The following is an 8,691-nucleotide window of genomic DNA, read 5'->3' as shown; positions in this document are numbered from 1 at the left end:
AGTGAAAATTAAGAAGTCAAAAGCTTTAACACCCGACAAAAAATGTAAGTATTTAATTGTCAACACAAAACATTAATTAATGAAGACACATTAAGTCTTAATTTTCCTGAATGCCTTAATGGTTCGATGGTTGCGAGGTTAAGTAGAGTCAAAAAGTCAAAAGCTTTAACACCCGATAAAAAATGTAAGTATTTATATTTAATTGTCAACATGAAACATATTGTCAACATGAAACATTAAGTAATGAAGACACATTAAGTCTTAATTTTCCTGAATGTCTTAATGGTTCAATGGTTGCGAGGTTAAGTAGAATTAGAAAGTCAAAAGCAAAAAATGTAACGCACAAAATCGCGCATTAAACAAAGGGATTGCAAGCCTCCTTCTATACTGTCTTCCGTTGCTGATTGGGTAAAAATATAGCTACTATACCCAATAAGGGTAAAAAGGAACACAGATGGTAAACATAATCTATCCCTTGCTGATCGGCCAATTTGCCGAGCAATGCCGACCCTATTCCTCCCATGCCAAAAGCAAAACCATAGAAAAAGCCTGATACTACACCTATCCTTCCCGGCATCAACTCCTGGGCATATACCAAAATGGCGGAAAAAGCAGACGAAATAATCAACCCGATAATCACTGAAAGCACACTTGTCCAGAAAAGGTTGGCGTAGGGCATCAAGAGCGTAAATGGGGCGACACCTAGTATGGAACCCCATATCACGAACTTTCTGCCGTACCTATCCCCAATAGGTCCACCGATCAATGCCCCTGCCGAAACGGATACCAGGAAAATAAACAGGTGCATCTGTGCTTGCTGCACGTTCAGGCCAAACTTATCCATCAGGTAAAAAGTGAAGTAACTGCTGATACTTGCCGTGTAGAAATATTTAGAAAAGATCAATACCAATAATATAATGGACGAATAGACAATTGTTGATCTACTGAAACCAGAGGCTGTAACTTGTTCATATCCCCTTCTTTTTGATACATGTATGCGCAAGGCTTTGGGCTTATACCATCTGGATATCTTATAGAGTATCAAGATAGCCAACAGGGCGATGAACGAGAACCAGCTGATGTATGACCGTCCAAACGGAGATATGATCAGCGCTGCCAGTAATGGCCCCATGGCGGAACCAATGTTCCCTCCTACCTGAAAGAGCGATTGAGCTAAGCCCCTCTTCCCTCCTGCTGCCGTATGTGCCATCCTCGACGCTTCTGGATGAAAGATCGACGATCCTATACCGACAAAGGCTACGGACACCAAAATCAATGGATAAGTGGGGGCAAAGGCCAGCCCCAGCAGGCCTATCAGGCTAAAGGTCATCCCCGTGGGCAGCGCAAAAGGGAAAAGTTTTTTGTCCGTATAAAAACCAACCAATGGTTGCAGCAAAGATGACGATAGTTGAAAAACCAATGTAATTAACCCAACTTGAGCAAAATTAATTCCGAAGGAATCTTTTACCAATGGATAAATGGCAGGGATAAGGGATTGAATGGTATCATTCAACAAATGAGACAGGCTAATGGCCACTATAATGGGATATACGGTCGCGGATTTTACTGTTTGCGTGCTCATGTTTTCTGGCTTTTGATTTGGAAACTTTTAGGAGAGCAAAATATCCCTTAGTTTTTCCATATCTATATCGTGATAATCATGGATGTAAAACTGACAAGGTGGAAGCTCTTCCTTGGTGTGCGAGCTAAGCACTCCTACTACTTTCATACCTGCATTGCGTGCTGCTGTAACGCCGGAATAGGAATCTTCGAATACTAGGCAATTGCTCGGATCTACCGCTAGGTTTTCGGCAGATTTCAGGTAGACTTCAGGATCAGGCTTGTGCTTGCTTACGTTCTCGCTGCTCAGTGTGGATTCCATCAGGGATTCAAATCCCAATTTACCCATGATCAGCTCCAGGTTGGCATAGGGAGCCGAGGTGGCAACACCCGTTTTGAAACTTGCTTTTTTCAGTTCTTCCAGCAGGGTCATAAAGCTAGGTATGGTTTCTACATGATCTGCATAAATCTCCCTGAACAGGGATTCCTTTTCCTGCTCGAGCATCAACAACTCCTCCCCCGCTATTTCCCTTTTCATAAAGTAACTGAGGATGTAACTATTGTGCTTGCCAAACATATGGTCGCGCAATTCCTGCTCGGTATAAGGTATCTGTCTTTTGTCGAAAAACGTTTTGAAAGCATCGGAATGATAAGGATTGGTATGACAAATAACGCCATCCATATCAAAGATTATGGCATAAGGATTCATGATGCAAAACTAACATTATTTCTAATAGAAATGATAATTGTCGGTCGCTCAACAAATGCAATATCGTCATAGCGACCATGGTTGAACCATGTCGCCCTTTGCCTATGCTCAGGGCGACAAGATAAACCAATTAGGACTTAGCGGATTTTTTGGTGTATCCCTTTAATCGCCCACTATGCTGCGTTATGATGTTTTCATCAATCAAACCGTTCCGGATCGAAGGGAGCTATGGAAACGGGAAGTGGATGCTTATTGGCCAAATCTGATATGATCTTGCCTACTGCTGGCCCTAGGCTCAGCCCCATCATGCCACAGCCTCCTGCTACCATTAGGTTTTTCAGTTTACCACTGAAGCCCAAGTAAGGCAGACCATCTGGAGAGCAGGGCCTGAAACCAAACCAAATGTCTTCCTTTTTCGGCATTGTCAATTGGATATCCGGGTAATACTTAGGGATAGCATTTACAATGCCTTCTACCCTATTCATGTTAATCTGATTATTTAACGCGGCAAGTTCCATGGTTCCGCCAAAGCGTACCTGACCATTCATCGGGGTAACTGCCACTCGCGCTTCCAGCAAGAGCGAGGGGTGCACGAGCTGTTTGCGGCCCGTATCGTGCATGAACGAATAGCCTTTGCCCGGCATGATAGGGATACGAAGCCCTGCCGTCTTTGCCAATTGTGGCAATTCAGCACCACCAGTCAGGAGTACCAGCCTTGTAGCCACTTTCCCTTTGGAAGTGATCAATGCCCGAATCTCTTTCCCAACGATTTCAAAGCCTGTAACCTTTTCCTGTTTTCTGATGGTTGCACCTTTGTTTTCGATATACCGAATGAGTTGATGCATCAAGGCATTGGGATATAGGTGACTATCGCATTTGTAGTGCACTGCACCCAGTACGTCTAGCTTGGTATTGGGTTCCAAGGCTTGTACCTCTTCCTTGTTAAGAATTTGGATATCCAGTCCCAAAGCTTTGGCTTCAGCAGCCAAGTGATGCTCTTCCTCGGCCGTTTTTTCCGTTTTGAACAACATCAGGATGCCATCGTTGCGCAATTCAAAGTCAAAACCATCCTCCTTTGCTAGATCTTGGTATAAATCACTGCTGAGCAAATTGAGGTCGCGCAGAAAAGGCGCCGAGTGCTGTACATGTTTCGCATTCGCATGCCTGACGAATTGCCATCCCCAAGACAAGAGCGACATGCTGGGTGACGGCTTCACATAAAAAGGACTTTTGCTGTCCAGCATCCATTTGATACCTTGCGCCACGATGCCTGGGGCAGCCAACGGCGTGAAATGGCTGGGAACTATCATTCCCGCATTGCCATAGGAACAAGAGTTTTCCAGATTCCCAGCATCTATGATGGTCACCTTCCAGCCCTCTTTCAACAGGTAATAGGCAGCGCATAAGCCAGCTATACCACCTCCTACAATTGTAATATCTTCCTGCATTAGTTAAAAGTAAAAAGGCAAAAATAAAATTAATAAAAATCTTATGGACTTATTTCGAGGCTCGTATGCTATCAAATCACCTGAAAACCCAATGCGTAGGGATCCTCTTCGTCGTCAATGATGATGTGGTTGTAGCCCGTTATGAGTGCCCACCCCTCAATTCTGGGAACAATGGCCTTCCTATCGCCTACCATGGTCTCCTCTTCTATCGTACCCTTGAATTTGGAACCGATGTAACTCTCATGTATAAAGACATCTCCTTTTTTCATTTTGCCTTTTGCATACCATTGCGCCATTCTCGCAGAGGTGCCAGTGCCACAAGGCGATCTATCCAAGGCATTTTCGCCCACCAGAACGGCATTCCTGCCAGATGACTCGGGGTCAAGTGGTTCACCTGTCCACTGAATATGACTCAATCCAAAAATATTCGGATCCTCCGGATGGATGAACTCATATTGCTCATTCAACAATTTTCTGATGAGTTTGCCATAGTGTATCAATTGGCTGGCAGAAAAAGCACTGATATCTGAGAAGTTTTCCTGTGGGTCTATAATGCCATAAAAATTACCACCAAAAGCCACATCAACCTTTATAGGTCCCAAGTCTGGGCAATTGACTAGCAAATCCGTCGCATATAAGAAAGATTTTACGTTGGTCAATTTGACGGATTTCACTTTCCTACCCTCTTGGAAATAATCGATGAGTACCAGCCCGGCAGGCGTTTCCAACCGCAACTTGCCAGGTACTTTGGGTACAATTAGCCCTTCTTCAATGGCAATGGTGACCGTACCTATGGTGCCATGCCCGCACATGGGCAAGCAACCACTGGTTTCGATGTATATGACACCCATGTCATTTTGTGGGTCGATGGGCGGATAGAGTATACTGCCACTCATCATGTCATGCCCACGTGGCTCGAACATAAGCCCCTGCCTTATCCAGTCATATTCGCGCATGAAATGGAGCCTACGCTCCATCATGCTGTTTCCATCTAATAAAGGACCTCCGCCTGCTACCAACCTTACAGGACAGCCACAGGTATGGGCATCTATACAGAAAAATGTCTTTCTCATATTATAAGCTATCAGCAGTCAGCTTTCTGGCTATATGTTTTAAGTTTGTGCCCTGTAGAGACGTATAATTATCCGTCTCTACAAAATGCTATCTCTTGTCATTTCGTTATTCACCCTTCTCCATACACCTAATGGATTGGCATTTTGCAATTCTTCTGGCAACAGCTCGTCGGGCCAATTCTGATAAGAGAGCGGCTTAACGAATCGCTTAATGGCATCTGGGCCAACGGAAGTAAATCGACTATCTGTCGTGGCAGGGAATGGCCCTCCATGTTGCATGGCACCACAAACTTCCACACCAGTTGGAAATCCGTTGAAAAGCAAACGACCACATTTGCCTTTCAATATATCAATCAAACCCTTGTTCTGAATAGCGTCCTTAGATGTCGCACTTAGGGTGATGGTCAATTGCCCTTCTAGTTTTTCGGCCACTTGCTTCAGTTCTTCGTCATTCTGGGCTACGACGATAAGTCCAAAGGGTCCAAAAACCTCATGTGACAACACGGGATTGGCAAGAAATTGAGCAACGGATGTGCTGACGATCAAGGGACTTCCTTTTCCGTCTATTGATTCTGTCACCTCTCCTACTATATCCACTCCCCTTTGCTTCAAGACGGACTTGCATCCCTTTGCATATGCCGCTGCAATCCCTGCATGTAACATGGGCATGGGGTTTAAGGATATTATTTCGTTTTTGAGCTCCTGTAGGAATGCATCAAGCGAGGCACTCTGTTGAGCAATGACTAACCCCGGGTTTGTACAAAACTGTCCCGTCCCCAGTGTCAGGGAACCTAGGTATTGCTTTGCCAATATACTTGGGTCTTCCGCTAGCTTCTCCGGCAACAGAAACAGGGGGTTGATGCTACCCATTTCGGAGAAAACGGGTATAGGTTCCTTCCGCTGATTGGCCAGATCGAACAAAGCCTTGCCCCCATTATAAGAACCTGTGAACGCTACAGCCTTGACGAGCGGATGCTGCACCAGATAGGTGCCAGATGCATTGCTGGCGCCATAGACATGGGAGAATATGGCACTGGGCAAGTGAAGCTTGGCAATCCCTCTTTCTATAGCTTCGGCCATGATGGCCGATGTCTTGGGGTGTCCGGGATGGGCTTTGACCACCACACTACAACCTGCGGCAATGGCCGATGCCGTGTCGCCACCGGCTGTGGAAAAAGCAAATGGAAAATTGCTGGCTCCAAAAACAACTACCGGTCCAAGAGGAACCGCTGTTTTCCTCAAGTCGGGTTTGGGTGGGTTTTTATCGACAATGCCCGTATCAATTTGGATTTGAAGCGAATCGCCACGTGCCACGGCATCTGCATAACTCCGCCATTGAAACACCGTGCGTGCCTTCTCTCCCACTAGTCTAGCTTGTGGAAGATTGGATTCCTCCATGGCCGTATCGATTAATTCTTGTCCCAAATCCTCGATTTCCTGTGCAATAGTACGCATCAATTCCAATCTTTTGGGTATAGAAAGCTCACGAAACTGATCAAAAGCTTTTTTGGACGCGATTATTACTTCTTCCAGTTTTTCTATAGGGGTATCTGCAAACATATTCTTTATTTTAGGCCTCTACTGATTCCAAGTTCAGGTAATCTGGCAAAGTAGGCCTAGTTTTTATTCCTTCGTTAATGATGTTCAATATTCTTTCTCGTTCTTCTCCTACCAACGGCAGACGTGGCGCCCTTACCGTTTCGTTGCTGATGCCCATGGCGGTAGCTGCCAATTTGATGTATTGCACCAATTTTGGATGAATATCCAGTTCCAACAAAGGCATGAACCAACGATAAATCTCCAAAGCTTCTGCATAACGCTTCACTTTTGCCAGACGATATATCGCCACGGTTTCGTGAGGAAAGGCATCGACCAATCCCGCTACCAGTCCATCGGCACCGATCATCAGCGACTCCAATGATATGGTATCTACACCGCCCAATATTTTATAGCGTTTGCCAAACCTATTGATCATACGGGTAATATTGGTCAAATCACGAGTCGATTCTTTTACGGCTTGGATATTGGGATATTTTGCCAATTCTTCAAACATATCCAAGCTCACCTTAATGCCGTAGTCTATGGGATTGTTGTAGATGATGATGGGTAGTGACGTGCTATTGGCAATGGCGCCAAAAAAAGCGACCGTTTCGTCGTCCGATGCCTTATACCGCATTGGAGGAAGCAACATGAATCCATCCGCTCCTGCCTGTTCTGCCTCTTGGGCAAATGCTACGGCCACTGCGGTGGCCTGCTCGGCGATATTAACTATGATAGGGATCTCTCTGTTTTCGATGGCCCTTTTTGCACTATGAAGCAGTTCGATTTTCTCCTCATTAGTCAGAGTGCTTGTTTCGCCAAGGGACCCGCCTATAATTACGCCATCAACTCCAGCTTCCACCTGTGTCAACAAATTTTTGTTGAACATTTCAAAATCAATTTCGCCATTTTCTTTGAATGGCGTCAATAGTGCAGGGTAAACCCCTGTCCAAGAAACTTTACTCATAATATAATTCAATGTAAACAAATTTTTCACTATTTAGAATGGTCAAAACTAGTGAGAAAATCTCCGTTCAGGTTCACGTGGATTGACCTATCATTTGCGGATTTTAACCTTTGTTTCGGCAAGTCATGATACATTTTAATGGAAAGCAAAGCTTCTCTGCATATTTTCCATATATTCCTTGGGCGATTTACCTATGATGGATTTAAAGACCCTGTTGAAATTGGTAATACTGTTGAATCCTGCACTATATGCTACACAGGATATGCTATCACATTTCCTTGATGCTAGTTGTTTGCTGGCTTCATGTACCCTCATTTCATTGAGAAATGATACGAACGTTTTACCTGTATGTTTCTTAAAATAACGACAAAAAGCCTGTGGTGTCAAATTGGCCTTATAGGCCACATCTTCCAACGTGATGGATTTAGAAAAATTCTGTGCAATAAATGCATATATTTCACTAATTCTCATCCCTTCAGAGTCACTCATATAGGTTGATACACCGCCTGAAAGCGGATTTAGTTTATGTGAAATTTTGCAAAGGGATAAAAGCAAATAGAAAAAATGCATCAGCTGATCAACTGCTTTCGCCTGTTTCAGCAAGGCAATGCGCCTCGTTATCTGTTTCACATCCTCATCGGGCACCTTAAATCCCTTGTTATGATCTCTTACGAACTGTTGCAGCATGTTCATCTCTGGAAGATTAAACAACGATGCCAGTTGTCCATCGGGATTAAAAAATACGGAGATAGATCTTACCGCTTTCGGGTGCCCTTCCGCAAAGTAGTCGGAATTGCTTTTAAAAACATGTGACTGATTGGCACCCAGCAAAAAAACGTCGTTTTCCTGAAAAGGGTGTATGGCATTGTCCGCAATCAGGCTTCCCTTTCCCTCAATAATCCACATCAATTGCGCCTCGTGATGCCGATGCAAATAGGGATAAAAGTGAGGCAGTATATCCTCCTGTACGATCAAGGTTTTATCATGGGCTACCGGAATTGTAAATTGAAGTGTTTTCATATCACTCAAAGTTTTGGTGTAATTAATTCAAGTTGCTAGTTATATAATCTTGTTCAATGTAAAAGCGAAGATGAACAGGGATATTTTAAGAATCCATTCCCTAAATGTTACGGCATGGATTTTTCTAAGAAACAGCCCCTTTATCTCACTGATGGTCGTCTCCACCCTTTTTCTCATATACTCTTTTATGAATGCCGCGCTTGCACTGTCCTTCCTTTTGCTGTTTGCCTTTCGGTGCACTTTAAGGGCAATCTGATCGTTCTCCAGCAGATCGTCCTCTATTTGGTAGTTGGTATAGGCTGAGTCCGCAAAAACTTCACTCTCCGCAGGGAGTTCCAGTGGCAGTTTTTTCAGACTGGCAGAATCATGTTCGCT

General features: G+C 44.3%; 8 protein-coding genes. All 8 read right to left on the bottom strand.

Annotated features, from left to right (window positions below; all coding sequences use genetic code 11):
• Positions 1–382: 382 nt before the first annotated feature.
• Positions 383–1,582 carry an MFS transporter gene (locus A37S_RS0121960; protein WP_028298808.1) on the bottom strand — a complete coding sequence of 400 codons (1,200 nt, stop codon included), beginning with the start codon at positions 1,580–1,582 and terminating at the stop codon, positions 383–385.
• A gap of 27 nt (positions 1,583–1,609) precedes the next feature.
• The gene (locus A37S_RS0121955; protein ID WP_028298807.1) at positions 1,610–2,269 is read right to left on the bottom strand and encodes an HAD family hydrolase; all 660 of its coding nucleotides are present in this window, start codon (positions 2,267–2,269) and stop codon (positions 1,610–1,612) included.
• Positions 2,270–2,466: 197 nt separating this feature from the next.
• Positions 2,467–3,717, bottom strand: a complete 1,251-nt coding sequence (locus A37S_RS0121950; protein WP_028298806.1) for an NAD(P)/FAD-dependent oxidoreductase — start codon at positions 3,715–3,717, stop codon at positions 2,467–2,469.
• A 71-nt stretch (positions 3,718–3,788) separates the two neighbouring features.
• Positions 3,789–4,790 (bottom strand): 4-hydroxyproline epimerase, encoded by a 1,002-nt coding sequence (locus A37S_RS0121945; RefSeq protein WP_028298805.1) that lies wholly within the window; start codon positions 4,788–4,790, stop codon positions 3,789–3,791.
• Positions 4,791–4,868: 78 nt separating this feature from the next.
• Positions 4,869–6,350, bottom strand: coding sequence for an aldehyde dehydrogenase (NADP(+)) (locus tag A37S_RS0121940; RefSeq protein WP_028298804.1), 1,482 nt, complete (start codon positions 6,348–6,350; stop codon positions 4,869–4,871).
• A gap of 10 nt (positions 6,351–6,360) precedes the next feature.
• Entirely contained in the window at positions 6,361–7,296 is a 936-nt protein-coding gene (locus tag A37S_RS0121935; protein WP_036603832.1) for a dihydrodipicolinate synthase family protein, read from the bottom strand.
• 135 nt (positions 7,297–7,431) lie between these two features.
• Complete coding sequence (locus tag A37S_RS0121930) at positions 7,432–8,316, bottom strand: AraC family transcriptional regulator (RefSeq protein WP_028298802.1); 885 nt, start codon at positions 8,314–8,316, stop codon at positions 7,432–7,434.
• 39 nt (positions 8,317–8,355) lie between these two features.
• Positions 8,356–8,691: hypothetical protein (locus tag A37S_RS27615; RefSeq protein ID WP_028298801.1), on the bottom strand; the 336-nt coding region annotated here is incomplete at its 5' end.

Source organism: Olivibacter sitiensis DSM 17696 (assembly GCF_000427965.1).
GTDB classification, from domain to species: Bacteria; Bacteroidota; Bacteroidia; order Sphingobacteriales; family Sphingobacteriaceae; genus Olivibacter; species Olivibacter sitiensis.
This window is presented reverse-complemented; position numbering and strand designations above follow the sequence as displayed.